Raw genomic sequence first — 24,722 nt, forward strand, 5'->3', positions numbered from 1 at the left:
CATCGCGCCGCCGGGCAACAACTCCCGCACTATTTCTTCATCTGCGACAGAATGGTCTGACACTGGTTAGCCTGCCCCTCTGACGGCGAGATCAGCGCCAGCAGTGCCGCCGCCGGGGTCACCAGCGTCGCCAGCGCAGCAGCCACCGCGCCGCGAGCAATCAACGGCCCTGCTTTCACCCCCGCATCCGGATCTTTAAAGCTACCGCGCACGTACAGCGGCGAGCGCAGCGTCACGATGCGAATACCCTTGCTTTCCGGGTTGATGGTGAGATCGAGCTGCTCCGAGGCCATACTGGCCGTGCCGGTAATGTTGATCACCGCATTTTCGGTATCAAAGGCAAAGATTTGCGGACGCGCCACGCCGTTCACCAGGTCGATATTGGCGGCGGCACAGTTCACCCGCACTTCATCATCGCCAAAGATCTGCCCGATAATAAAGTTGCCGACGTTCAGACCGAGGATCTCCATCAGGTTACGGCTCACCAGCCCGTCATTCATCAGCAGCTTCAGGTTGCCGTTGCCGTTACCCAGCAGGGCCGCCACCGAGTTGCCGGTGCCGCGAATTTTGGCATCGCCGTTCATTTCGCCGAGGGTTTTCTGCATCAGTTCCACATCCGGCATCAGCTCTTTCAGCTTCAGCCGTCGCGCCTGAATATCCGCCTGACCCCGCATCGGGTTTTTATCCCCTTCCAGATGAATATTTGACGAGATGGTCCCCCCGGCCAGGCCGAACTTCAGCGGCTCCAGGCGCAGATCGGCATTTTTCAGAATGATATGGGTAGAGAGGTTGCTGATGGGCAGGCTGCTGCCATGCTCGATTCGACGCCCCTTGAAGCGCACGTCGGCATCCATCACGTCCCACTTATCGGTTTCGAAGCGGTCATTCGGCAGCACTTTGCCCGACGGCGGTGCCTCCTTTCTGACCTTCTGCGCTTTCGTGCCTTTACCGGAATCGACGCCAATCAGCGGCCCTAAATCGGCAAGGCGCAGCTGACGTGATTCCACGTCGCCTTCCAGCTTCGGTCGCGGTTTACCGGTGCTGTAGGTCAGCGAGCCGTGAATATCGCTGTCACCGATCCGGCCATTAAAGTCGCGGTAATCGTAGACCGAGGATTTTTCCGTATCGATTTTCGCCACCAGATGGCCGTCCGTTTCAAACGGCGGGGTATCCGGCAGCAGAACGCCGGTCAGCTTATAGAGTTCACCCAGTGAATCCCCGGCGAATTTAAGCCGCAGGTCAACGCCCCCCATTTTCATCGGGTCGTTCACCGTGCCGACAAAGGCCACCCGGGTATTACCGGAGCGGAAGTCGGCCTGCACCGGGAACGGCGTGCCTTCGCTGCGCAGCGCCAGCATGCCGCCAATTTTACCGGTGCCACGTAACGGCTGATCGTTATAGCGCCCTTCGGCCTTCAGGCCAAAGACGTAATCCCCCACCTTGCCCTTCTCATCTTTCCCCTTCGCGCCGGTCACTTCGCTGAACGGCAGCGGTTTACCGAGCGGATCGACAAAGATCTCGAGGTCGGCTTTGCTCACTGCATCATCAATGGCGACGCGACCGCGATCGAAAATAATGTTGTCGAGCCGGAACGACCAGGCCGAAGGCTGCGCGTTTTCCTCTTTGTCTTTGCTATCAGCGAGATCAAAGGTCCAGTTGTTGGTTTTTTCCGACAGGCGGATCAGCCGGGCATCGGGCTGTTGCAGTTTGATCCACGGCAGATAGACCGTTTTGGTGAGCAGCGCCAGCGGCGCCAGCGTGGCTTCAACGCGCGGCAGATGGACCATCGTGATATCGGGTATCTCCGGCGGATTGCCGAGGAGGACATCGTTAGCGTGAACGTGCGGCCAGGGGATCCAGCTGCGCCAGCCCGTTTCGCCCTTCTGGCGCTCCCACACGACGCCCAGATCGCCGCGAATGGCGAAAGGTCGGTTAAGTTCGGTTGAGACTTTCTGGTTGATGGTCGGTTTGAGGCGGTTCCAGTCAAACGTCGCAATGATGACGATTGCCACCACAATCAACAACAAGAAGACCCCCAGGATCCAGGTGATAATCTTTGTTGTTTTTGTCATTCCATTCTCCCTTTCAGTAATCACTTGCCTTTCATGAATATAGTCCAGACAAGGGGAAAGGGGCGGCAGCGTCCGGTAATAACGCGTTAAGCACGCGCTATTATGGGAAGCTGCCGGAATTCAGAGGGTGATGATAACGTTGTCGAGCGTCTCCATCGACACCGGACGGGAGAGGAAATAGCCCTGCGCGGCGGCGGCTGGTGAGTTCTGAACATCGCGCCACTCTTCCAGCGTCTCGACGCCTTCGACGATCACGCCCTGGCAGTAGCGGTTCATCAGCTGCAGCAGGAGCGTGAACAGATTACGGCCTTCCGGGGTCTGGCGCAGCATGATGAACAGGTCACGCGCCACTTTGATGTAGTCGTAACGCACTTCACTCAGGGCGGAGAAGTTCGCCATGCCGGTGCCGAAATCGTCCAGCCACAGTGGACCAAACTCGCACATGGTGGCAAACGAGGAGTCCTGCGGCAGACGAACATGTTCCACCAGCTCAAAGCGCAGCCACGGCAGCCGCTGGATCAGCTTCTGCAGACTCTCATCCTGACGCACCGCCAGCAGGGTTGGACCATCGACGTTAACCGAAGCCAGAATGTTATTGTCGGCGAAAAACGCCTGCCTGGCCGCCAGCATGGTGAGCTGCTCTTCCAGAATATCCAGACGATGGCGCACGGGTACTTCCGCGAAGTAGCGATCCGGGGCGATCCGCTGAGCCGGATTTGAAGGATGAGTCACGACGGTCAGGATCTCAATCGCCATCAGCTTACCGTCGGTGCGGTAGATCGGCTGATAAGTGTAAGCGCGCTCACATTGCAGCCAGTAGCGATGTTCCTGTAAGTTCTCAATACTCGCTTCAGGGATGCTCAGCAGCTGGATGTCCTGCCTTAACTTCATTTCACATATCCTGTTGAATGGGGAATAGCCTGTCGGGACTGGTCAAAGGATTATCGGCCTCAGGGAAGAGAACTTTATGTCCGGTTGCCGACGAAAATGAAAATCTGGGATCTCTTACCCGCCAGGAACTTGTCCGAGTTCAAAAAAATAATGGAACGTCGTTTTAATACAGTTGACCGCTCCCGGCCTCCAGCGCAAACTAACCGCAGTTTAATTATCCAGGTTCACGACTATGTCCAAGAAAATTGCCGTGATCGGCGAATGTATGATCGAACTGTCCCAGAAAGGGGCGGAAGTCAGCCGCGGTTTCGGCGGCGATACCTTAAACACCTCGGTGTATATTGCCCGTCAGGTCGATGCTGACGCGCTGGCGGTAAACTATGTTACTGCCCTGGGCACCGATAACTTCAGCCAGCAGATGCTGGACGCATGGCAGAGTGAGAACGTCGATACCTCGCTGACCCAGCGGATGGAGAACCGCCTGCCGGGTCTCTATTACATCGAAACCGACAGCACCGGCGAGCGTACCTTCTACTACTGGCGTAACGAGGCTGCCGCCAAATTCTGGCTGGAGAGCGACAGCGCGGCGCAGATCTGCGAAACGCTGGCCCACTTCGACTATATCTACCTGAGCGGCATCAGCCTGGCGATCCTCAGCCAGAGCAGCCGCGAAAAACTGCTCTCCCTGCTGCGCGAATGTCGCGCCAACGGCGGGAAGGTGATTTTTGACAATAACTACCGTCCACGCCTGTGGGCCAGCCGCGAAGAGACGCAGCAGGTCTATAGCCAGATGCTGGAGTGCACCGACATCGCCTTCCTGACCCTCGACGACGAAGATGCGCTGTGGGGCGAGAAGCCGGTTGATGAGGTGATTGCCCGCACGCAGGCCGCCGGTGTCAGCGAAGTGGTGATTAAGCGCGGCGCGGATTCCTGCCTGGTGGCGATTACCGGTGAAGCGGTTATCGAAGTGCCTGCAGTGAAGCTGGCGAAAGAGAAAGTGATTGATACCACCGCGGCGGGTGACTCCTTCAGCGCCGGATATCTGGCAGTGCGTCTGACGGGCGGTACGCCACAGGCAGCAGCCCAGCGCGGCCACCTCACCGCCAGCACGGTGATCCAGTATCGCGGCGCCATTATTCCACGGGAAGCGATGCCGGAGTAACTACGGTCTGATGCCCTCACCCCGGCCCTCTCCCACAGGGAGAGGGAGCAAACACTAAAAAAGCAACTTACGTTGCCTTTTTGCTTTTATTTCGCTGGCGCCATAATTCCGTCCCACGTCGCCTGCAGATCCTTCATGTCATATTCCGGCTCACCTTTCGGCTGCATTAGAATCAGCGACATATCCTGAGAAAGCTGCTGACGCAGATCCTGGCTCAGCATATCCGCGGTCAGGCTGTTAAGGAAATCCTGACGCAGTTTCTGATACTGTTCTGGCGCGATATCCACCACCTGATTTTGCAGGGAGCGAATACGCTGGCTGATCAGGATATCAGTATCGGTGCGGGCGTAGGTGGCGAACAGTTTTTGCAGCTCGAGGTTTTTCTGCGCCACCAGCGCGTTGAACTCCTCTTCGCTCAGGCCGTTGTCGCGCACTTTCGCCAGCTCTTTCGCCACCACCGCCATATTGGCGTTCAGCTTGTCGCCCGGCGACTCAACGTTAATGGCGCACTGGGCACGCTGGAACAGCACCCGGCAATCAAAGCCCAGACCAATGTCTTTGGCGTTGTTCTTACTCAGGGTTTGCTGAACATGCCAGAACAGCGCTTCACGGGCCAGATCGGCGCGCCAGTAACGCAGCAGCGCGGCAGACTCGCGAATCGGCTGCCACGGGCTGTCCCACATAATAGAGAGACGATCCTGACGCACGGCATCGGTCATGATGCTCACCGGCTCTGCGCGCAGAGGCGAAAGCGTTGGCACTGGCGCAGGCGTACTGCGTTTGCCCTTCAGCTCGCCAAAGGTTTTGCTGATTTGCTCAATCACCGCGCGGCTATCTACGTTGCCGACCACAATCAGGGTCATGGCATCCGGGGTGTACCAGGTCTGGTAGAAGGACTTCACCTGCTCAATATCAACCGGCTGCTTTAGCGGCTCTGCCGGGTCGTGGCCGAGCAGCGCAGATCCTTTCAGGCGATAACGCCACCAGCCCTCTTTGGTATCCGCCGGCCAGGTCGCCACCATATCGCTGTTGCTCAGGGCGTAATTCACCGTTTCAGGGGTAATGGAGACGCTACCGGCGGTATCGGAAAGCCAGGTCAGCGCCTCTTTGAGCAGATCGTTGCGGTTGTTTGGCAGGCTGAGGTTAAACATGGTGTAGTCGTAGGAGACGACTGCAGGCGGCAGCGGGCGCTTTGGATCGATGCCCTGTTGCCATAATGAACGGGCCTGCACGGCCTGCAGGCTGCCGCTTTGCGTCAGCGCCAGGCGGGGCAGAAAGTGGCTGAAACCGCTCTGTTGCGTGCTCTCGGTCAGGGAGCCGGTATTGACGGAAAGGCGGATTTCAATGCGGTCGCTGGGGCGTTGTGGGGTGGCTAATACCTGCCACTGAAACCCATTCGCCAGCGTTCCCTGTTGCCAGGCCGGGTCCGGCTGGAGCGCGTCAGCCTGCACGTAACTGGCTGCTGCCATCATAAGCAAACCGCCGGTTAAGAGTCGAATTTTTGTGCCCTGCATGTGAACCCCTGATCAACATTCCTGGTTACAAAGAGTGCCACACGCCCTGTAGCACTCTAAAGATGATGTTCAAAACACTCCGATTAGACCGCGCATGAAGCGAAACGTCACGGCATGAAGTGAAATTTACCCGAAATAAATCTTATCGAATTATGACAAGTATGCTGGGCCATTATGCGCAGGAGCCCGCACCCCGACAAGGGAATGCGGGCCAGAGGGAAGATTTTAGGAGGACAAACCGTGTGTTTTGCCGTCTGGCGCACGATTATTCAGCGTATCGTCGAGCTTTTTGTGGTCCAGCTCTTTCACCCACTTCGCCACAACCACCGTCGCCACACCGTTGCCGACCAGGTTAGTCAGGGCACGGGCTTCAGACATAAAGCGGTCGATACCGAGGATCAGCGCCAGCCCGGCCACCGGCAGGTGTCCGACGGCGGAGATCGTTGCCGCCAGCACGATAAAGCCGCTTCCCGTCACCCCTGCCGCCCCTTTCGAGGAGAGCAACAGCACCACCAGCAGCGTGATTTGATGGAAGATATCCATATGGCTGTTGGTGGCCTGGGCAATAAACACCGCCGCCATCGTCAGGTAGATGGACGTTCCGTCGAGGTTGAAGGAGTACCCGGTCGGAATAACCAGTCCCACCACCGATTTACGGCAGCCCAGCTTCTCCATCTTGTCGAGCATGCGCGGCAGCGCCGACTCGGACGAGGAGGTGCCCAGCACAATCAGCAGCTCTTCACGGATGTAGCGGATGAACTTGAAGATGCTGAAGCCGGTCGCGCGCGCAATGCTTCCCAGTACCACCACCACAAACAGAATACAGGTGATGTAGAAACAGATAATCAGCTGGCCCAGCTGCACCAGGGTACCAACGCCATATTTACCGATAGTAAATGCCATCGCCCCGAAGGCGCCAATAGGTGCCAGACGCATGATCATATTGATGATGCCGAAGATCACCTGCGAGAAGCTCTCAATGACGTTGAAAATCAGCTGGCCTTTGCTGCCGAGACGATGCAGGGCAAAACCAAACATCACGGCAAACAGCAGCACCTGCAGGATATTCCCGCTGGCGAAGGCACCAATCACGCTGCCGGGGATCACATCCAGCAGGAAGGCGACCACGCCCTGATCTTTTGCCTGATCGGCGTAAACCGCGACTGCTTTTGCATCCAGCGTCGAGGGGTCAACGTTCATGCCCGCGCCGGGCTGCACGACGTTAACAATCACCAGACCAATGATAAGCGCCAGGGTACTGACCACTTCGAAATAGAGCAGCGCTACCGCACCGGTGCGGCCAACGGCTTTCATGCTTTCCATGCCTGCGATGCCGGTCACAACGGTACAGAAAATAACCGGCGCGATAACCATCTTAATCAGCTTAACGAAGGCATCACCAAGCGGTTTCATCTGGGCGCCTAATTCAGGGTAGTAATGACCAAGCAGAATACCGATGGCAATCGCGGTTAAGACCTGAAAATAAAGACTTTTGAAGAGAGAGGTTTTCATAAGGTGTCCTTGGGAAGAAAAGCCACAGGTTTTGTAGGGTTGCTGCTCACCTGCGGCCTTAAAATACCACCCATAAATCAGGACAGATAGGAGTTCAGGCTGAATTTGAAACGAAAATGTTAAGAATTTTGAGCTGGCTCGCACAAGCCAGCAACATTTCAGTCATCTGCGCTATTGTCATCCTGTTTCAGATAACGACTTTCAAAAATATCGCCCGGCACCGCTTTGTCGAACAGGTATCCTTGTCCGCATTCAACCCCGGCATCGGCCAGCCAGCGACGCTGGGCTTCGGTTTCGATACCTTCCGCGATAATCCTCAACTTCAGGCTACGCGCCAGCTGGATAATCGCCTCGACCATGCTGCTGTCGTCCGGTAGCCCCTCCACGAAGGCCTTATCAATCTTCAGCACGTCTACCGGCAGGGTTTTCATATGCTGCAGCTGACGCAGCCCGGCGTATCCCATGCCAAAGTCATCCAGCGCAATACGCACCCCGGCATTGCGCAGCGGGCGAAGGATTGCCACGGCTTCGTTAGGATCGTCAATCCGGCGGCTCTCGGTGACCTCAAGAATTAGGGTATCGGGCTTGATCTGGTAGCGGTGAATCAGCGCCAGCAGGTCCGGGACCATGTTCGGATGCATCAGCTGTAGCGCCGACAGGTTGACCGACAGTGGCATCATCATCCCCCGCGACTGCCAGGCTGACAGCAAGCGGCAGGACTCTTCCAGCACCCAGTGACCCACGGTCACAATCAGGCCGCAGTTCTCAATACGGTCAATCAGCCCTTCCGGAAGCGCCCAGTTGCCATCCGCCTGCCGCACCCGCAGCAGCGCTTCGGCGCTATGAACCTTGCCGGTGCGCAGATCGACCTGCGGCTGCAGCCAGATGGCGAAATGGTTGCTGTCCAGCGCGGTGAGGATATCGTTCTCTTCTGACAGCCGCTGCTGCGCCTTCTCCATCTGCTCAGGTTCGAAGAACTGAATCTGATTTTTACCCTTCTGGCGAGCGGTAAACGCGGCGGAAAACGCCCGGCGGTAAAGTTGTTCTGCGGTCAGGTTGCCGTAAAACATCGCGATACCAATACTGGCGCTCGGACGCAGCTGGATCCCCTGCACCGGCAACCGCTCATTAATAACAGTGAGCACTTGCTGACCTAATGTGATGGCGTGCCACGGCTCCTTAACGCCATTGGCGATAATGACGAAGTCATAGCCGCTTACCTGGGTCAGCACCATGCGGGGCGCCAGCACAGTTTTCAGCTTTTCGACCAGCGTCAGTAACACCATTTCCCGCTGGCTCTCTTTCAGCACGCCGGCGGTATCCTGCAAGGTTTCGCAGGCCACCACCATCAGCGCCATGGTGTGCTGACGCTTCACCGCCTGCTCCAGCAGCACCATCAGAAACGCCTTGTTGGGCAGATCCGACACCGGGAAGCGGGTGGCATTGTGGTTGAGCTCATCATTCTGGCGCATCATGCGCTGCTGATTGAGGTTGTAGCTGCGTACCAGCATACCGATTTCGTCATCATGGTGCAGGCGCTGCAGGGGCAGCTGGTGCCCCATCTGTTGCTGCGGCGAGAGGGAGTCGAGCTCGCGGGCAATTCGACGTAACGGGTGGACAATCAACCGGTTAATGCACCAGGTCAGCGCCACGGTCAGCATCAGCGTCAATAATAAGTAAGTGGTTACCAACGTGGAGACCCAGCTGATAACGAATTTGTACATCCGCCAGGAGTCAGACTGCAGCACCAGATAGGCCAGCGGCTGCGGGTTGGCCGGCCGCTGCAGCGAATAGACCGGCAAAGAGATTTGCACCGGCATCTCAAACAGGCGTTTCATCATCACCGGTACCGGACGCTCCGGGATAAAGTTCATGCGCAGCGCCTGAAACTGGTTCGGCAGTACGACATCCGCCTGGCTGACGACGCCTGCCGGCTTGATGCTTTTAATAATGGCCTCCGCCTGGGGGATATCACCCTTCAGAATGGCGGCAGAAAGGGGCTCACGGATTGAGCGGGCGATGCTCTCGAGTTGTGTAGCCGTGTTGTAGCGATTCTGCTGAATGGCATGAAACAGCAAAATGACGCAAAAGACGAAAACAAACACCATGGTAACGGCAGTGACCATCGCCATTTGTTTGATAGTTAAAGAGCGGCTGACACGCAAAATGTATCTCCAGAAACGCGAAAGGCAGGTTAATCTACGAGTGCCCTGCTGCTTTGAGAGTATACCTTATCGGGAACTGATTAAGAGAGTGTAACCAGGTGTTTAGGGATTATTCTGGTTGCCGCTTCGCACAGAGGCTGGCGGCGGTATAGCTTCAGAACGCGGGAGCCAGCGGCTCCCGGTAATTTATTCGGCGCTGCGCAGCGAAATCTCGCCGCCGACCCAGGGTTTAATCACCCCATCCTGCTCCAGTAACAACGCGCCCTGCTCGTTGATACCGCGCGACGTGCCGTAAATCTCTTTGTCGCCGATGATCAGTTTTACCGCACGGTGGGCAAAGTTATCCAGCTTTTCCCAGCGAGGCAGGAACGGCGTTAACCCCTCCTGTTCGAAGATTTTCAGCGAGTGGCGCAGCTCATTGATAACACGCACGGCGAGGACATTACGATCGATAGCGATCCCCGCTTCCTGCAGGTTGATCCAGCCCTGATTGATGTCTTCGGCCTGCACGTTGCGCATCATCAGGTTGATCCCGGCTCCCATGACGATCTGCGCAGCATCACCGGTTTTCCCCGTCAGTTCCACGAGGATACCGGCCAGTTTACGATCGTTCAGATAGAGATCGTTTGGCCACTTCACGCGCACTTTATCGGCGCCCAGCGACTGCAGAACTTCTGCCAGCACAATGCCAATCACCAGACTCAGGCCGATCGCCGCGGCAGGCCCTTGTTCCAGACGCCAGTACATAGAGAGATAAAGGTTAGCGCCAAAAGGCGAAAACCATTTACGTCCCCGACGGCCACGACCCGCCTGCTGATACTCTGCTACGCAGCAGTCACCGGACTTTAGCTCGTTGAGCCTGTTGAGCAGATACTGGTTGGTAGAGTCGATCACCGGCAGAACGGCGACGCTGTTGTCGGTAATTTGACTGTGGATAAAGCCTTCATCCAGCAGCTGGATTGGCTCCGGCAGGCTGTAGCCCTTGCCCGGCACGGTAAAAACATCCACTCCCCAGTCACGCAGGGTCTGAATATGTTTATTGATGGCGGCGCGGCTCATGCCGAGCTGTTCACCCAGCTGCTCACCGGAATGAAAATCGCCGTCGGCCAGAATAGAGATCAGCTTCAGGGGGACGGTATGGTCTTTCATGCAATGGCCTCCACCGCATTCACTTCGCCATGATGGCCGATAAAGCGCACCTCTGGCTCCAGCCAGACATCAAATTTATCACCTACGCGCTGACGCACCTGATGAGCCAGCTGTACGACATCGTCGCTGGTCGCATTGTTTTCATTGATCAGTACTAGTGCCTGCTGGCGATGTACCGCCGCGCCGCCACAGGTTGTGCCTTTAAGCTGACACTGATCGATCAGCCAGCCCGCAGCCAGCTTGACGCTGCCGTCGGCCTGGGGATAGTGCGGTGCATTCGGCCACTGTGCGATTAAGGCATCAGCTTTTTCGCCGGAGATCACCGGGTTTTTAAAGAAACTCCCGGCATTGCCGTTCACTTTCGGGTCGGGCAGTTTACTCATGCGCATGTGGCAAACCGAATCGAAAATGTCTTTCGCAGTGACGGTTGCAGGGTCCAGCCGGGTGAGATCGCCGTAGGTGAGAACAGGCTGCCAGTTTTTTGTCAGGCGCAGGCCAACCGCGACGATGACATATTTATCCTGATACTCATGTTTGAAAATGCTGTCACGATAGCCAAAACGGCACTGTTCTGCGCTTAAACGCAGCGCGTTGCCCGTTGCAAGCTCGATGCAATCGACATAGTCGCAGACGTGTTTGAGTTCGATGCCATAGGCACCTATGTTCTGAATAGGAGATGAACCCGCGCAACCGGGGATCAGGGCGAGGTTTTCCAGCCCCGGCATGTTGTTTTCAAGGGTAAACTGCACCAGGTTATGCCAGTTCTCTCCGGCGCCCACGTGCAGACGCCAGCAATCCTGCGTCTCTTCAACCTCGATCCCGCTGATGCGGTTAACGATCACTGTGCCAGAAAAGTCTTCCAGAAAAAGAACGTTGCTGCCTTCGCCCAGAATAAGAACAGGCTGTTGGTGTTGCGTCGCGTGATTCCATGCGGCCAGCAGTTGCTGCGCATCGTCGGCCCGCACGATCTGTCGGGCATTTCGGTCAATACCGAAGGTATTCCAGGGCTTAAGGGAGTGATTCATAGAGGCTATCCAGATGCAAAAACCGGGATAGTTTACCCCATCGGGGGATCTTTGTCGGCTGGAATCGGGACATGTAGGCCGGGTAAGGTGGAGCCGCCACCCGGCTTTTTCGCGTATACGGCAAAAAACCCCGTACCTTGCGGTACGGGGTTTCTTTAATTGATGCCTGGCAGTTCCCTACTCTCGCATGGGGAGACCCCACACTACCATCGGCGCTACGGCGTTTCACTTCTGAGTTCGGCATGGGGTCAGGTGGGACCACCGCGCTACAGCCGCCAGGCAAATTCTGTAATCTGTATCAGCTGAAAATCATCTCAAATCCACCGAAACAGCTTCGGCGTTGTAAGGTTAAGCCTCACGGTTCATTAGTACCGGTTAGCTCAACGCATCGCTGCGCTTACACACCCGGCCTATCAACGTCATCGTCTTTAACGTTCCTTCAGGACCCTTGAAGGGTCAGGGAGAACTCATCTCGGGGCAAGTTTCGTGCTTAGATGCTTTCAGCACTTATCTCTTCCGCATTTAGCTACCGGGCAGTGCCATTGGCATGACAACCCGAACACCAGTGATGCGTCCACTCCGGTCCTCTCGTACTAGGAGCAGCCCCCCTCAATTCTCCAGCGCCCACGGCAGATAGGGACCGAACTGTCTCACGACGTTCTAAACCCAGCTCGCGTACCACTTTAAATGGCGAACAGCCATACCCTTGGGACCTACTTCAGCCCCGGATGTGATGAGCCGACATCGAGGTGCCAAACACCGCCGTCGATATGAACTCTTGGGCGGTATCAGCCTGTTATCCCCGGAGTACCTTTTATCCGTTGAGCGATGGCCCTTCCATACAGAACCACCGGATCACTATGACCTGCTTTCGCACCTGCTCGAGCCGTCACTCTCGCAGTCAAGCTAGCTTATGCCATTGCACTAACCTCCTGATGTCCGACCGATTAGCTAACCTTCGTGCTCCTCCGTTACTCTTTAGGAGGAGACCGCCCCAGTCAAACTACCCACCAGACACTGTCCGCAACCCGGATTACGGGTCCACGTTAGAACACCAGCCATTAAAGGGTGGTATTTCAAGGATGGCTCCACGCAGACTGGCGTCCACGCTTCAAAGCCTCCCACCTATCCTACACATCAAGGACCAGTGTTCAGTGTCAAGCTATAGTAAAGGTTCACGGGGTCTTTCCGTCTTGCCGCGGGTACACTGCATCTTCACAGCGATTTCAATTTCACTGAGTCTCGGGTGGAGACAGCCTGGCCATCATTACGCCATTCGTGCAGGTCGGAACTTACCCGACAAGGAATTTCGCTACCTTAGGACCGTTATAGTTACGGCCGCCGTTTACCGGGGCTTCGATCAAGAGCTTCTCCTTACGGATAACCCCATCAATTAACCTTCCGGCACCGGGCAGGCGTCACACCGTATACGTCCACTTTCGTGTTTGCACAGTGCTGTGTTTTTAATAAACAGTTGCAGCCAGCTGGTATCTTCGACTGATTTCAGCTCCACCCGCAGGGGCTTCACCTACATATCAGCGTGCCTTCTCCCGAAGTTACGGCACCATTTTGCCTAGTTCCTTCACCCGAGTTCTCTCAAGCGCCTTGGTATTCTCTACCTGACCACCTGTGTCGGTTTGGGGTACGATTTGATGTTACCTGATGCTTAGAGGCTTTTCCCTGGAAGCAGGGCATTTGTTGCTTCAGCACCGTAGTGCCTCGTCATCACACCTCAGCGTTAACAAGGTACCGGATTTACCTGGAACCTCCGCCTACATGCTTAAACCGGGACAACCGTCGCCCGGCCAACATAGCCTTCTCCGTCCCCCCCTTCGCAGTAACACCGAGTACAGGAATATTAACCTGTTTCCCATCGACTACGCCTTTCGGCCTCGCCTTAGGGGTCGACTCACCCTGCCCCGATTAACGTTGGACAGGAACCCTTGGTCTTCCGGCGAGCGGGCTTTTCACCCGCTTTATCGTTACTTATGTCAGCATTCGCACTTCTGATACCTCCAGCATGCCTCACAGCACACCTTCAACGGCTTACAGAACGCTCCCCTACCCAACAACACATAGTGTCGCTGCCGCAGCTTCGGTGCATGGTTTAGCCCCGTTACATCTTCCGCGCAGGCCGACTCGACCAGTGAGCTATTACGCTTTCTTTAAATGATGGCTGCTTCTAAGCCAACATCACGGCTGTCTGTGCCTTCCCACATCGTTTCCCACTTAACCATGACTTTGGGACCTTAGCTGGCGGTCTGGGTTGTTTCCCTCTTCACGACGGACGTTAGCACCCGCCGTGTGTCTCCCGTGATAACATTCTCCGGTATTCGCAGTTTGCATCGGGTTGGTAAGCCGGGATGGCCCCCTAGCCGAAACAGTGCTCTACCCCCGGAGATGAGTTCACGAGGCGCTACCTAAATAGCTTTCGGGGAGAACCAGCTATCTCCCGGTTTGATTGGCCTTTCACCCCCAGCCACAAGTCATCCGCTAATTTTTCAACATTAGTCGGTTCGGTCCTCCAGTTAGTGTTACCCAACCTTCAACCTGCCCATGGCTAGATCACCGGGTTTCGGGTCTATACCCTGCAACTTAACGCCCAGTTAAGACTCGGTTTCCCTTCGGCTCCCCTATACGGTTAACCTTGCTACAGAATATAAGTCGCTGACCCATTATACAAAAGGTACGCAGTCACACCACAAGGGTGCTCCCACTGCTTGTACGTACACGGTTTCAGGTTCTTTTTCACTCCCTCGCCGGGGTTCTTTTCGCCTTTCCCTCACGGTACTGGTTCACTATCGGTCAGTCAGGAGTATTTAGCCTTGGAGGATGGTCCCCCCATATTCAGACAGGATACCACGTGTCCCGCCCTACTCTTCGAGTTCACAGCAAGTGTGCTTTCATGTACGGGACTATCACCCTGTACCGTCGGACTTTCCAGACCGTTCCACTAACACACAAGCTGATTCAGACTCCGGGCTGCTCCCCGTTCGCTCGCCGCTACTGGGGGAATCTCGGTTGATTTCTTTTCCTCGGGGTACTTAGATGTTTCAGTTCCCCCGGTTCGCCTCGTTAACCTATGTATTCAGTTAACGATAGTGTGTCGGAACACACTGGGTTTCCCCATTCGGACATCGCCGGGTCAAAGGTTCATATCACCTCGCCGGCGCTTTTCGCAGATTAGCACGTCCTTCATCGCCTCTGACTGCCAGGGCATCCACCGTGTACGCTTAGTCGCTTAACCTCACAACCCGAAGCTGTTTCACTTCGCGTTGTGAAAATTTGAAGACTCGAACACACTTTCCATCTGTTCCTGTTACGGAGAACAGACACAGTGTGTCGTTTCAATTTTCAGCTTGATCCAGATTTTTAAAGAGCAAATATCTCAAACGTGACTCTGAAGTCAGTTTTGAGATACTGATTGGTTGTGCCTTTCACTCACACCCAGCAAGTGGCGTCCCCTAGGGGATTCGAACCCCTGTTGCCGCCGTGAAAGGGCGGAGTCCTAACCGCTAGACGAAGGGGACACGATGTGTCACGACTTCGCAGCCGTCTTGCTCGTTACTTTTCATCAGACAATCTGTGTGAGCACTACAAAGGCAGGTTCTTTAAGGTAAGGAGGTGATCCAACCGCAGGTTCCCCTACGGTTACCTTGTTACGACTTCACCCCAGTCATGAATCACAAAGTGGTAAGCGCCCTCCCGAAGGTTAAGCTACCTACTTCTTTTGCAACCCACTCCCATGGTGTGACGGGCGGTGTGTACAAGGCCCGGGAACGTATTCACCGTAGCATTCTGATCTACGATTACTAGCGATTCCGACTTCATGGAGTCGAGTTGCAGACTCCAATCCGGACTACGACGCACTTTATGAGGTCCGCTTGCTCTCGCGAGGTCGCTTCTCTTTGTATGCGCCATTGTAGCACGTGTGTAGCCCTACTCGTAAGGGCCATGATGACTTGACGTCATCCCCACCTTCCTCCAGTTTATCACTGGCAGTCTCCTTTGAGTTCCCGGCCTAACCGCTGGCAACAAAGGATAAGGGTTGCGCTCGTTGCGGGACTTAACCCAACATTTCACAACACGAGCTGACGACAGCCATGCAGCACCTGTCTCAGAGTTCCCGAAGGCACCAATCCATCTCTGGAAAGTTCTCTGGATGTCAAGAGTAGGTAAGGTTCTTCGCGTTGCATCGAATTAAACCACATGCTCCACCGCTTGTGCGGGCCCCCCGTCAATTCATTTGAGTTTTAACCTTGCGGCCGTACTCCCCAGGCGGTCGACTTAACGCGTTAGCTCCGGAAGCCACGCCTCAAGGGCACAACCTCCAAGTCGACATCGTTTACGGCGTGGACTACCAGGGTATCTAATCCTGTTTGCTCCCCACGCTTTCGCACCTGAGCGTCAGTCTTTGTCCAGGGGGCCGCCTTCGCCACCGGTATTCCTCCAGATCTCTACGCATTTCACCGCTACACCTGGAATTCTACCCCCCTCTACAAGACTCTAGCCTGCCAGTTTCGAATGCAGTTCCCAAGGTTGAGCCCGGGGATTTCACATCCGACTTGACAGACCGCCTGCGTGCGCTTTACGCCCAGTAATTCCGATTAACGCTTGCACCCTCCGTATTACCGCGGCTGCTGGCACGGAGTTAGCCGGTGCTTCTTCTGCGAGTAACGTCAATTGCTGAGGTTATTAACCTCAACACCTTCCTCCTCGCTGAAAGTACTTTACAACCCGAAGGCCTTCTTCATACACGCGGCATGGCTGCATCAGGCTTGCGCCCATTGTGCAATATTCCCCACTGCTGCCTCCCGTAGGAGTCTGGACCGTGTCTCAGTTCCAGTGTGGCTGGTCATCCTCTCAGACCAGCTAGGGATCGTCGCCTAGGTGAGCCGTTACCCCACCTACTAGCTAATCCCATCTGGGCACATCTGATGGCAAGAGGCCCGAAGGTCCCCTCTTTGGTCTTGCGACGTTATGCGGTATTAGCTACCGTTTCCAGTAGTTATCCCCTCCATCAGGCAGTTTCCCAGACATTACTCACCCGTCCGCCACTCGTCACCCGAAGAGCAAGCTCTTCTGTGCTACCGTTCGACTTGCATGTGTTAGGCCTGCCGCCAGCGTTCAATCTGAGCCATGATCAAACTCTTCAATTTAAGTTTGATGCTCGTGAATTAAACTTCGTAATGAATTACGTATGTTCACTCAGAGACTTGGTATTCATTTATTGTCTTGCGACATTAAGAATCCATGTCACTTTGAGTGCCCACACAGATTGTCTGATAAATTGTTAAAGAGCAGTGCCGCTTCGCTTTTTCGCTGCGGCGCGGGGTGTGCATATTACGCTTTCCCGCCTCAGAGTCAAGCAATTATTTTTGCTTTTCTCCGTGAGGTTCTTATCGAACCCCGCTGACCCGGCGGCTTGTTTGCCGTTGTTCCGTGTCAGTGGAGGCGCATTATAGGGAGTTATCTGACGGTGACAAGCATAAATCTTAAAAAGTTTTCCGTTCGCTTACTTTTCGTCCTTTACGTTTATTAAAGCCGCGATGTGCGGGTTAATTGCGCAATTTCCCGGGCGAAACTGGCGACCTGCGACCAGTCGGTGTAGACCACTTCTTTACGGGTATCCGTTTCGCCGCCGGTCATCTTCATAATAAGACGGATCATAAAGCGATCGTACCAGCGATAGCGTGGGTAACGCAGGGCACCGGCAAAGACAGCGCAGGCAACTGGCTTCCAGGGGGAGCTCAGCAAAAACTTGCGCGTATAGCTATTGGTCTGCGGCGTACGCTTTTCCGCTTTACGTGCCACCAGGTTCACCGAGTAGAAAGCGCCCGGCAGGCTGTTCAGCGTTGCCGTATGTTTTTTCACAAAGCGATCCACCGCCGGATGGAAATGGCCATAACGAATTGAGGCGCCGATCACCACGCGGTCATACTCCTGCCACGCAATCTCTTCGGTGCGGTTCAGATTGATGACATCTGAATAGATACCCTGCTCTTTTAACTCCGAAGCCAGAAAGGCGGCAATCTCCCGCGTCTGCCCGTCGCGCGTTGAAAATAGAATTAATGTTTTCATAAACGGTTCCCTTATTCGCGCCAGAATGTTGGTGTAAAGAGGACCAACAGCGTAAAGACCTCAAGACGTCCGAACAGCATGTTAGCAATCAGGATCCACTTCGCGACTGGATTCATGCTGGCAAAGTTATCTGCAACCACGCCAAGGCCTGGTCCCAGGTTGTTCAGTGTGGCGACAACGGAGGCAAACGCCGAGAAGTCATCGACGCCGGTCGCGATAATCGCCAGCATGCTGACAATAAAGACCAGCGCGTAGGCGGAGAAGAAGCCCCATACCGCTTCCAGAATACGTTCCGGCAGCGCGCGGTTACCCAGCTTGATGCTGTAAACCGCATTCGGGTGGACCAGACGTTTCAGCTCGCGGTTCCCCTGTTTAAACAGCAGCAGGATGCGGATCACCTTCAGGCCACCACCCGTCGAACCGGCGCAGCCGCCGATGAAAGCCGAACAGAGCAGCAGGACAGGCAGGAAGAGCGGCCAGCGCGCAATACTGTCGGTGGTAAACCCTGCCGTGGTCGCCATCGACACGACCTGGAAGAACGCCTGGTTAAGAGTAGTGAGCGCCGAGTTATAGACATCGTGTAGCCACAACACCAGGGTACAGATAGCCACCAGCGTCAGCTGCACGCCGATAAACATGCGGAATTCCGGGTCGCGCCAGTACACCTTCAGATTACGGCCGCTTAATAAAGAGAAGTGCAGGCCATAGTTACAGCCGGAGATCAGCAGGAAGACCGCAATAATGGTGTTGATCGTCGGGCTGTCAAAGTAGCCAACGCTGGCGTCATGGGTAGAGAACCCGCCAATAGCGATGGTGGCAAAGCTATGGCCGATAGCATCAAAGGCGGGCATCCCGGCGAACCACAGCGCCAGCGCGCAGGCCACCGTCAGCAATACATAGATAAGCCATAACGTTTTGGCCGTCTCGGCAATACGCGGGCGCATTTTGTTATCTTTCAGCGGCCCCGGCATCTCGGCACGATAGAGCTGCATCCCCCCGACGCCCAGTATGGGCAGGATAGCCACGGCCAATACGATGATCCCCATACCGCCGAACCACTGCAGCATCTGCCGGTAGAAGAGGATGGCATGGGGTAACGAGTCCAGCCCCACCAGCGTCGTGGCCCCGGTTGTTGTCAGGCCAGAGAAGGATTCAAAAAACGCATCCGTAACGCTCAGGTTGGGTTGTTCGGAGAAGATAAAGGGCAGCGAACCCACGCTTCCCAGTACGGTCCAGAACAGCACCACGATAAGGAAACCTTCGCGGGATTTCAGCTCCCCTTTCTGACGACGGTTAGGCCACCACAGCAGGGAACCAATCATCAGCGCGACAAAAAAGGTCTGCGTAAAGGCGCGGCCCGCACCATCCCGATAAATAAGCGCCACCAGTCCAGGGAGGATCATCGTCCCGGAAAAAAGTATGACCAGCAATCCAACGATTCGGGTTATGGCACGAAAATGCATCTCTGCCGCTTCCTTAGGTATTCAAAAAGTAAGGTGGGGATTATTCTTCAATCGGCCGTAATTGCAACGAACCACGACTAAAATCAGCCAGTTTTGCTGAGAATGCCGGAAGCGACGCCTGGGGTAGCGCCACCCGCAATTGCACCATCGCCTGGTAATCACTGTGCACGATCAGGCCCTGATACTGCTTCAGCAACGCTTCGATGCCGGATAACTGGGCGTAATCGCACAATAAAGTATATTCGGTAAGTGGTGTTTTGCGGAGGGTAGTCAGATGATTCAGCGCCTGCTGGACCCCACCGCCATAGGCCTTGACCAGCCCGCCCGTTCCTAACAGTACGCCGCCGTAGTATCGCACCACGACGGCGGTGATTTCGCCAACGCCGCTGCCCATTAGCTGAGAGAGCATGGGTTTGCCCGCCGTGCCCGCCGGTTCACCATCATCCGAGAAGCCGAGTTTTTGCGAGTCGTCAGGCGGCCCGGCCACCCACGCCACACAGTGGTGGCGGGCGTCAGGATGTTCCGCGCGTACCGACTCAACAAAGGCTTTTGCCGCCTCCACGCCGTCGGTATGGGCCAACAGCGTGATAAAACGACTTTTCTTGATCTCTTCCGTAAAGGTGACCGGCGCTGCCGGTATGAGCCAGCTTTCCATTACGCCAGCTTCAGGTCTCGCGTCATGTTTTCAGTACCGTTTTCGTGGATCACCACGTTATCTTCGATACGGATCCCGCCAAACGGCTTCAGCGCTTCAATTTTCTGCCAGTTGAAGTGTTTGCTGAACTGCCCTTCACGCCACGGTGCCAGCAGCGACTCAATAAAGTAGATGCCCGGCTCGATGGTCAGCACCATGCGCGGCTGCAGGATGCGCGTACAGCGCAGGTACGGATATTTGGACGGCGCTGCCAGATGCGTACCGGTGTCATCCTGCATAAAGCCTGCGGTGTCGTGTACCTGCAAACCCAACGGGTGACCGATGCCGTGCGGCATAAATGGCCCGGTCAGGTCGTTTTCCACCATCGCCTCTTCGCTCATATCGCTGACGATCTGGTGCTTGCGCAGCAGTTTGGCAATGCGCTGATGGAACTGGACATGGTAATCCACGTAGCTTACGCCCGCCTTCATGGTAGCGATGAGGGCCAACTGCTCGTCGTTCACGTCTTTGATAAGCGCAGCGAACTCGGTGTCGCTGTTTCCGGCCCAGGTACGGGTGAGGTCAGCGGCGTAGCCGTTATATTCCGCACCGGCATCCAGCAGGAAGCTGCGCATTTCGGACGGCGCGCGGTGATCGAGTTTGGTGTAGTGCAGTACCGCCGCGTGCTCGTTCAGCGCCACGATGTTGCTGTAAGGAACGTCGGTATCACGATGGCCGGTGGCCGTCAGGTAGGCCTGGTTAATATCAAACTCGCTCATGCCGGACAGGAAGGCTTCATGGGCCGCTCGATGGCCGTTCACCGCGGTTTTTTGCGCTTCACGCATGCACGCCAGTTCATAGTCGGTCTTATAAGAGCGGTAGTAATGCAGATAGTCGATAACGCCTTTCGGGTTGATGTTATCCGCAGCGATCTCCAGACCGCGCGCGCGTTCAGGCACCGGGCCGATATAGGCGATGTTGCCGCGTGCTGCAGGTAACTGGCTGCCAATGCCGTCAGCTTTCGGCAGGGCAATCACCTCGACTTCATCCGTCCAGAAGGAGGTCGGCAGCGGTTCCACGTTGTGCCAGTAATCCACCGGCAGGTAGAACCACAGTTTCGGCTTGTTCACGCCATCCACCAGCAACCAGCAGTTGGGAACCTGCGTAACCGGCACCCAGGCTTTAAATTGCGGGTTCACCTTGAAGGGATAAGCATGATCGTCGAGGAAGACATTGAACAGCTCGCCGGAGTGGATAAGTAGGGCATCCAGCTTAAAGCGAGCCAGTACGTCGCGGGTACGTTCCTGTAAGGTAACAATATGATTTTTGTAGAGCGCGGCCAGTGAGTCCATCATTATTCCTTTCGTTTTGACCTCAAGTCTCCGCATCTTAGCACACCTCAGAAAGGCTGCGTGATCTTCACCGAGCGTGATCGGGCCTACAATTATTTAATGACTAATTTGCATTTCATTAACACAAAACCCACACTCCGATTCATCTGGTATGACCAGATCCAATTGCTGGATTCAGGAGACTGACATGCTCTACAAAGGCGACACCCTGTACGTAGACTGGCTGGAAGGTGGCATTGCCGAACTGGTATTCGACGCCCCCGGCTCAGTGAATAAGCTGGACACCGCAACCGTGGCCAGCCTTGGAAATGCTCTGGACGTTCTTGAAAAACAAACCGATTTAAAAGGTCTGCTGCTGCGTTCCGAAAAAGCGGCATTTATCGTCGGCGCGGACATTACCGAATTCCTCTCGCTGTTCCTGGTGCCTCAGGAGCAGCTGAGCCAGTGGCTGCATTTCGCCAACAGCGTCTTTAACCGTCTGGAAGATCTCCCGGTCCCGACGATTTCCGCAGTCAATGGCTATGCGCTGGGCGGCGGCTGCGAATGCGTACTGGCCACCGATTACCGTCTGGCGACGCCGGATCTGCGCATCGGCCTGCCGGAAACCAAACTGGGCATTATGCCGGGCTTTGGCGGCTCGGTCCGTCTGCCGCGCCTGCTGGGTGCCGACAGCGCCCTTGAGATCATCGCCGCCGGTAAAGATGTCGGTGCCGATCAGGCGCTGAAGCTTGGTCTGGTTGATGGCGTGGTGAAGCCTGAAAAACTGCGCGAAGGGGCAGTGGCGATCCTGCGCCAGGCGATTAACGGCGATCTCGACTGGAAAGCGAAACGCCAGCCGAAACTGGAGCCACTGCACTTAAGTAAGATTGAAGCCACCATGAGCTTCACCATCGCCAAAGGCATGGTGATGCAGACGGCGGGTAAACACTATCCGGCGCCTGTTACGGCGGTGAAAACCATCGAAGCTGCCGCACGTCTGGGCCGTGACGAAGCACTGAAATTAGAAAATCAAAGTTTCGTCCCGCTGGCTCACACTAACGAAGCGCGTGCTCTGGTGGGTATTTTCCTCAACGACCAGTTCGTGAAGGGCAAAGCGAAGCAGCTCACCAAAAATGTCGAGACGCCAAAACAGGCCGCAGTGCTGGGCGCAGGCATCATGGGCGGCGGCATCGCATATCAGTCCGCCTGGAAAGGCGTGCCTGTAGTCATGAAAGATATCAACGACAAATCGCTGACCCTGGGCATGACCGAAGCGGCCAAGCTGCTGAACAAACAGCTGGAACGCGGCAAGATTGACGGCCTGAAGCTCTCCGGGGTGATCTCCACCATCCATCCGACCCTGGAATACAGCGGGTTCGATCGCGTGGACGTGGTTGTTGAAGCGGTCGTCGAAAACCCGAAAGTGAAAAAAGCGGTGCTGGCGGAAACAGAAGACAAGGTGCGCCCGGATACCGTGCTGGCGTCCAATACCTCGACTATTCCCATCGGCGAACTGGCCAGCGTCCTGAAGCGCCCGGAAAACTTCTGCGGGATGCACTTCTTTAACCCGGTGCACCGCATGCCGCTGGTTGAAGTGATCCGCGGAGAGAAAACCTCCGATGCAACCATCGCCAAAGTGGTGGCGTGGGCCAGCAAGATGGGCAAAACCCCGATTGTGGTTAACGACTGCCCGGGCTTCTTCGTCAACCGCGTGCTGTTCCCGTACTTTGCCGGTTTCAGCCAGCTGCTGCGCGACGGGGCTGACTTCCGCAAGATCGATAAAGTGATGGAAAAACAGTTTGGCTGGCCAATGGGCCCGGCCTATCTGCTGGACGTCGTCGGCATTGATACCGCCCATCACGCCCAGGCGGTGATGGCGGCAGGTTTCCCGGAGCGGATGCAGAAAGATTATCGCGATGCTATCGACGCGCTCTTCGAATCCAGTCGCTACGGTCAGAAAAACGGCCTCGGCTTCTGGCGTTATAAAGAAGACAGCAAAGGCAAGCCGAAGAAAGAGGAAGACGCCACCGTGGATAGCCTGCTGGCAGACGTCAGCAACGCGAAGCGCGATTTCAGCGACGAAGAGATCGTTGCCCGCATGATGATCCCGATGGTCAACGAAGTGGTGCGCTGTCTCGAAGAGGGCATTATCGCCAGCCCGGCGGAAGCCGATATGGCGCTGGTCTACGGCCTGGGCTTCCCTCCGTTCCACGGCGGCGCGTTCCGCTGGCTGGATACGCTCGGCAGCGCCCGCTATCTGGATATGACGCAGCAGTACGAGCATCTCGGCCCGCTGTATCAGGCTCCGGAAGGTCTGCGTAATAAAGCGCGTCACAACGAAGCGTACTATCCCCCGGTTGAGCCTGCCCGTCCGGTTGGCGCACTGAAAACGGCTTAAGGAGTCACAATGGAACAGGTTGTCATTGTCGATGCAATTCGCACCCCGATGGGCCGTTCGAAGGGCGGCGCATTTCGTCACGTGCGCGCGGAAGATCTCTCCGCACATTTAATGCGTAGCCTGCTGGCGCGCAACCCGGCGCTGGAGGCTACCGCGCTGGACGATATCTACTGGGGCTGCGTGCAGCAGACCCTGGAACAGGGCTTCAACATCGCCCGTAACGCCGCGCTGCTGGCGGAAATTCCGCACTCGGTACCGGCTGTTACCGTCAACCGCCTGTGCGGTTCGTCGATGCAGGCCCTGCACGATGCGGCACGCATGATCATGACCGGCGACGCGCAGGTGTGCATGATTGGCGGCGTAGAGCACATGGGCCACGTGCCGATGAGCCACGGCGTCGATTTCCATCCCGGCATGAGCCGCAACGTGGCAAAAGCCGCGGGCATGATGGGGCTGACGGCGGAGATGCTCTCCCGCCTGCACGGTATCAGTCGCGAAATGCAGGACAGCTTTGCCGCCCGCTCGCACGCCCGCGCCTGGGCCGCGACGCAGTCCGGCGCCTTCAAAAATGAAATTCTGCCAACCGGCGGTCACGACGCCGATGGCGTGCTCAAGCAGTTCTACTTCGACGAAGTGATCCGCCCGGAAACCACCGTCGAAGCGCTCTCGACGCTGAAACCGGCCTTTGATCCGGTGACCGGCACCGTGACGGCGGGCAGTTCTTCCGCTCTGTCCGATGGTGCAGCCGCTATGCTGGTAATGAGCGAAAGCCGCGCCCGCGAACTGGGGCTGACGCCGCGGGCGCGCATCCGCTCGATGGCGGTGGTCGGCTGCGATCCGTCAATTATGGGTTACGGCCCGGTACCGGCGTCGAAGCTGGCGCTGAAAAAAGCCGGGCTTACCACCAGCGATATCGACGTTTTCGAGATGAACGAAGCCTTCGCCGCGCAGATCCTGCCGTGCATTAAGGATCTGGGACTGATGGATCAGATCGACGAGAAGATTAACCTCAACGGCGGCGCCATCGCACTGGGTCACCCGCTGGGCTGTTCCGGGGCGCGTATCAGCACCACGCTTATCAACCTGATGGAACGAAAAGATGCCCAGTTTGGTCTGGCGACCATGTGTATCGGGTTGGGTCAGGGGATCGCGACGGTATTTGAGAGGGTGTAATCGAAGAATATTCCCCTAAATCATTCGCGTTGCATCGCGGCGGCAACTGCGCGAATCCCCGGGAACATAGTTAACTATGTGACCGGGGTGAGCAAAGGCAGCCAACAAAGAGGCAGCGTGAATGATGACGGGGAAAGGTTTAGTTGCCGTTT

13 protein-coding genes, 1 tRNA gene, 3 rRNA genes and 1 pseudogene are annotated in these 24,722 nt (G+C 56.0%); 3 read left to right on the forward strand and 15 right to left on the reverse strand.

What is annotated here, in order from left to right; translation table 11 throughout:
- Positions 1-29 precede the first annotated feature (29 nt).
- On the reverse strand, positions 30-2,072 hold the full coding sequence (locus tag FHN83_RS10435) for an AsmA family protein (protein WP_039032456.1): 2,043 nt from the start codon (positions 2,070-2,072) through the stop codon (positions 30-32).
- Between the two features lie 120 nt (positions 2,073-2,192).
- Positions 2,193-2,963, reverse strand: a complete 771-nt coding sequence (gene pdeH, locus FHN83_RS10440; protein ID WP_039032455.1) for a cyclic-guanylate-specific phosphodiesterase — start codon at positions 2,961-2,963, stop codon at positions 2,193-2,195.
- A 232-nt stretch (positions 2,964-3,195) separates the two neighbouring features.
- Here pdeH and FHN83_RS10445 point away from each other — a divergent pair, with 232 nt between their 5' ends.
- Positions 3,196-4,125 (forward strand): sugar kinase, encoded by a 930-nt coding sequence (locus FHN83_RS10445; protein WP_138370702.1) that lies wholly within the window; start codon positions 3,196-3,198, stop codon positions 4,123-4,125.
- Between the two features lie 95 nt (positions 4,126-4,220).
- On the opposite strand, the pseudogene FHN83_RS10450 reads toward FHN83_RS10445, so the two are convergent.
- The 13 genes and pseudogenes from FHN83_RS10450 to pepQ all read right to left on the reverse strand — a co-directional run.
- Positions 4,221-5,639, reverse strand: a pseudogene (locus FHN83_RS10450) (M16 family metallopeptidase); the annotation flags it as partial.
- A gap of 225 nt (positions 5,640-5,864) precedes the next feature.
- The gene (gene dctA, locus FHN83_RS10455) at positions 5,865-7,151 is read right to left on the reverse strand and encodes a C4-dicarboxylate transporter DctC (protein WP_039032453.1); all 1,287 of its coding nucleotides are present in this window, start codon (positions 7,149-7,151) and stop codon (positions 5,865-5,867) included.
- Positions 7,152-7,309: 158 nt separating this feature from the next.
- Complete coding sequence (gene hmsP, locus FHN83_RS10460) at positions 7,310-9,316, reverse strand: biofilm formation regulator HmsP (protein WP_218015344.1); 2,007 nt, start codon at positions 9,314-9,316, stop codon at positions 7,310-7,312.
- A 186-nt stretch (positions 9,317-9,502) separates the two neighbouring features.
- Positions 9,503-10,465 (reverse strand): bifunctional biotin--[acetyl-CoA-carboxylase] ligase/biotin operon repressor BirA, encoded by a 963-nt coding sequence (gene birA, locus FHN83_RS10465; RefSeq protein ID WP_039032451.1) that lies wholly within the window; start codon positions 10,463-10,465, stop codon positions 9,503-9,505.
- Complete coding sequence (gene murB, locus FHN83_RS10470) at positions 10,462-11,490, reverse strand: UDP-N-acetylmuramate dehydrogenase (RefSeq protein ID WP_039032450.1); 1,029 nt, start codon at positions 11,488-11,490, stop codon at positions 10,462-10,464. The genes birA and murB overlap by 4 nt, the downstream gene beginning before the upstream one ends.
- 164 nt (positions 11,491-11,654) lie before the next feature.
- Positions 11,655-11,770 (reverse strand): 5S ribosomal RNA (rrf, locus tag FHN83_RS10475).
- Positions 11,771-11,834: 64 nt separating this feature from the next.
- Positions 11,835-14,737: ribosomal RNA gene (locus FHN83_RS10480) — 23S ribosomal RNA — on the reverse strand.
- A 208-nt stretch (positions 14,738-14,945) separates the two neighbouring features.
- Positions 14,946-15,020 (reverse strand) — tRNA-Glu (locus tag FHN83_RS10485).
- A gap of 87 nt (positions 15,021-15,107) precedes the next feature.
- Positions 15,108-16,649, reverse strand: a 16S ribosomal RNA gene (locus FHN83_RS10490).
- Together the 16S, 23S and 5S rRNA genes with 1 tRNA gene alongside form the textbook arrangement of a ribosomal RNA operon.
- A gap of 379 nt (positions 16,650-17,028) precedes the next feature.
- Positions 17,029-17,571 carry a menaquinone-dependent protoporphyrinogen IX dehydrogenase gene (gene hemG / locus FHN83_RS10495; RefSeq protein ID WP_139563797.1) on the reverse strand — a complete coding sequence of 181 codons (543 nt, stop codon included), beginning with the start codon at positions 17,569-17,571 and terminating at the stop codon, positions 17,029-17,031.
- A gap of 11 nt (positions 17,572-17,582) precedes the next feature.
- Complete coding sequence (trkH, locus tag FHN83_RS10500) at positions 17,583-19,034, reverse strand: Trk system potassium transporter TrkH (RefSeq protein WP_039031175.1); 1,452 nt, start codon at positions 19,032-19,034, stop codon at positions 17,583-17,585.
- 40 nt (positions 19,035-19,074) lie between these two features.
- Complete coding sequence (locus FHN83_RS10505; protein WP_039031176.1) at positions 19,075-19,689, reverse strand: IMPACT family protein; 615 nt, start codon at positions 19,687-19,689, stop codon at positions 19,075-19,077.
- Positions 19,689-21,020: a Xaa-Pro dipeptidase gene (gene pepQ / locus FHN83_RS10510; RefSeq protein ID WP_039031177.1), complete on the reverse strand. Its 1,332-nt coding sequence runs from the start codon at positions 21,018-21,020 to the stop codon at positions 19,689-19,691. Before pepQ ends, FHN83_RS10505 begins: the two co-directional genes overlap by 1 nt.
- Positions 21,021-21,207: 187 nt before the next feature.
- Between pepQ and fadB the strand changes: the two genes are divergently transcribed.
- Both fadB and fadA read left to right on the forward strand, forming a co-directional pair.
- Positions 21,208-23,397 (forward strand): fatty acid oxidation complex subunit alpha FadB, encoded by a 2,190-nt coding sequence (gene fadB / locus FHN83_RS10515; RefSeq protein ID WP_139563798.1) that lies wholly within the window; start codon positions 21,208-21,210, stop codon positions 23,395-23,397.
- Positions 23,398-23,406: 9 nt separating this feature from the next.
- Entirely contained in the window at positions 23,407-24,570 is a 1,164-nt protein-coding gene (gene fadA, locus FHN83_RS10520; protein WP_138370958.1) for an acetyl-CoA C-acyltransferase FadA, read from the forward strand.
- The last annotated feature ends 152 nt before the right edge of the window (positions 24,571-24,722 follow it).

This window comes from Leclercia adecarboxylata, from assembly GCF_006171285.1.
Classification (GTDB): domain Bacteria; phylum Pseudomonadota; class Gammaproteobacteria; order Enterobacterales; family Enterobacteriaceae; genus Enterobacter; species Enterobacter barmai.

What these genes read in the sequence shown, in the direction of transcription:
- FHN83_RS10435 (WP_039032456.1), bottom strand. Translation starts at nt 2,072, where the DNA reads ATGACAAAAACAACAAAGATTATCACCTGGATCCTGGGGGTCTTCTTG.
- pdeH (WP_039032455.1), bottom strand. Translation starts at nt 2,963, where the DNA reads ATGAAGTTAAGGCAGGACATCCAGCTGCTGAGCATCCCTGAAGCGAGT.
- FHN83_RS10445 (WP_138370702.1), top strand. Translation starts at nt 3,196, where the DNA reads ATGTCCAAGAAAATTGCCGTGATCGGCGAATGTATGATCGAACTGTCC.
- dctA (WP_039032453.1), bottom strand. Translation starts at nt 7,151, where the DNA reads ATGAAAACCTCTCTCTTCAAAAGTCTTTATTTTCAGGTCTTAACCGCG.
- birA (WP_039032451.1), bottom strand. Translation starts at nt 10,465, where the DNA reads ATGAAAGACCATACCGTCCCCCTGAAGCTGATCTCTATTCTGGCCGAC.
- murB (WP_039032450.1), bottom strand. Translation starts at nt 11,490, where the DNA reads ATGAATCACTCCCTTAAGCCCTGGAATACCTTCGGTATTGACCGAAAT.
- hemG (WP_139563797.1), bottom strand. Translation starts at nt 17,571, where the DNA reads ATGAAAACATTAATTCTATTTTCAACGCGCGACGGGCAGACGCGGGAG.
- trkH (WP_039031175.1), bottom strand. Translation starts at nt 19,034, where the DNA reads ATGCATTTTCGTGCCATAACCCGAATCGTTGGATTGCTGGTCATACTT.
- FHN83_RS10505 (WP_039031176.1), bottom strand. Translation starts at nt 19,689, where the DNA reads ATGGAAAGCTGGCTCATACCGGCAGCGCCGGTCACCTTTACGGAAGAG.
- pepQ (WP_039031177.1), bottom strand. Translation starts at nt 21,020, where the DNA reads ATGGACTCACTGGCCGCGCTCTACAAAAATCATATTGTTACCTTACAG.
- fadB (WP_139563798.1), top strand. Translation starts at nt 21,208, where the DNA reads ATGCTCTACAAAGGCGACACCCTGTACGTAGACTGGCTGGAAGGTGGC.
- fadA (WP_138370958.1), top strand. Translation starts at nt 23,407, where the DNA reads ATGGAACAGGTTGTCATTGTCGATGCAATTCGCACCCCGATGGGCCGT.